This window comes from Desulfatiferula olefinivorans (assembly GCF_054657895.1).
This window is the reverse complement of the sequence record NZ_BAAHXV010000088.1, coordinates 1-1,984: the sequence shown is the minus strand read 5'-3', so window position 1 is coordinate 1,984 and position 1,984 is coordinate 1. Positions and strand designations below refer to the sequence as shown.

3 protein-coding genes are annotated in these 1,984 nt (G+C 37.7%); all 3 read left to right on the top strand.

Features of this window, described 5'->3' with window-relative positions:
• On the top strand, positions 1–744 hold a 744-nt coding region (locus tag ACYQ11_RS21930; RefSeq protein ID WP_459925970.1), incomplete at its 5' end, for a hypothetical protein.
• A gap of 108 nt (positions 745–852) precedes the next feature.
• On the top strand, positions 853–1,218 hold the full coding sequence (locus ACYQ11_RS21925; protein WP_459925969.1) for a hypothetical protein: 366 nt from the start codon (positions 853–855) through the stop codon (positions 1,216–1,218).
• Positions 1,219–1,403: 185 nt separating this feature from the next.
• Positions 1,404–1,925, top strand: coding sequence for an HNH endonuclease (locus ACYQ11_RS21920; protein ID WP_459925968.1), 522 nt, complete (start codon positions 1,404–1,406; stop codon positions 1,923–1,925).
• Positions 1,926–1,984: the final 59 nt, after the last annotated feature.

Sequence of the window (1,984 nt, the reverse complement as noted above, 5' to 3'; positions counted from 1 at the left end):
AAATCAAAAGAGGACTCTGTGTTAATTAATGACGCATTCGAAGATCTGTCACATTCACTGAGAGTTTTACTTGAGGCGAATGATCGAGCGCACCGTCAAGGATTGTTACATGTTGACAGGGCTGAGGCTGTTGGAAATATCGAAACGGCACTATCAGCAGTTTTGAATGCTTTTCATAGTGTTTATGACGCTATGAATAAAACATCGAAATACAAAGACCTAAATTGGTACCAAAAACCTGAACTGGCATTAATGTTAGTTTTGAGGAATGCTCGTCATCATAATCATGCGCGGAAAATAAGAACTATGTATAGTTTTTATGCGCAAGAAGCAAAGAAAATTGGTAACATGGAAATGTATGTGCTTATAGACTTTCCTGCTCAAGAAGGTGGTGCTGATACTTTTGATGTATATCTTTCATGGTCTGATATTTTAAATTTATTTTCACTTCCAACGAGCGTTACGCGTATTCGTGAAAGCTTGAAAGATGAAATCAATCATTATCTTGGATCTCATATATTCCGCGATTATGCAGAGTATTACGAGCAAAATGAACATAGAGTTTTTATTAACGTAGTCCCATTAATCGTTAATGCAGGCATAGTTCTAATGGCTTATATTCATCAGGACATAAAACCTCGATCAATAGAAAGCGATACTTTTTTGAATCATTTTAAAAAAGCTTTACCAGCATATACTGACCGACATGAAGTCAATTGTGGGCCGATAGCATTGATGCCTTGAGGTATGCTTTTGATATGATTTAACAATTGCATGCAGGGGATTGCTTCCGCTGCGCTCCAGCAACCCCTGATGCACACGTTGGCCTCAAAACTATATTAGGAACGAATCATGTCTGTATTATCAAAAGGTAGAATATCAAACATGATGTTGGAAAGACTTTTAGAGCTTACTGCTGGCGCGAAAAACTTGAAAGAGAATGTTACGCTAAGATTAGGAATGGTAGGTCAATTATCCACATCACGTGAGATAAATGCAGCATGGAATGAAACAAAAAAGAAAGCAGCCAAACTCCATCCTGAAAAATTTATTCTTGATGATCGGGGTTCTCTTAAATGGAATGATGGAAGTGTGAAAATTTTGGACAAGAAAATTTCAAGTTCAAACTTCAAAAAATTAAATGAACTCGCAGATTTTCATGGATGCAGTGTCGATTCAATAGTTACAAAATTGGTCACTTTTTATAAAAAGGAATGAAATAAGGTTTTACTATTTGGAAGAGCCAACAATTGCTTCCACCGGACCGGGCTACAGCTTGTCCGTTTTGGAAGTCTTTAATTTTTCAACCTTTTCTGCCCATCAGCCCGGCGTCTCAATTCGCCGCCCGGCCGGTGAAGCACACGTTATGTGAGCAATATAAACAAATTTTTACGGATAAAAACATGCAAATTTCAGATGAAGAAAAATTTGAGTCTATAAAACGCAACAAAGAAAAGCTAATTACACGACTAAAAAAAGACTCTATCACGAACAATGAAGGTTGTATTATTGCCAGTGGGACTAAAAATTCAGGTGGTCACATTGACATCAGATGGAGAGATGGAGATCTTGGAATAAACAAAAAAGGAGAAAGTAAAATTCTTGGAGTTCAAGCGCATCGTTTGGCATGGATTATAGCTAATAACAAAATGCCAGAGCCAGGAGACGTCGTACGTCATAAATGCAATAATCCAGCTTGTATTAACCCAGATCATTTACATATTGGAACAAGAGGCCAAAATTTAATAGACGACTACAAATCAGGTAATAGCAGAAGAGCAAAACTAAATGAGACCAAAGTAAGAGAAATTAGAGAACTTTATTCAAAAGGGATGTCAAGTGTCAAAATAGCTAAAAAATTTAACATCAGCCAATCGTCTGCTTTGGATGCCGCAACGGGAAAAAGCTATGAATGGGTAAAATAATCACATAACCACTGCTTCCAGCCGACGCTCGTACCTCGCGCGGCTGAAGCTGGCGTTAT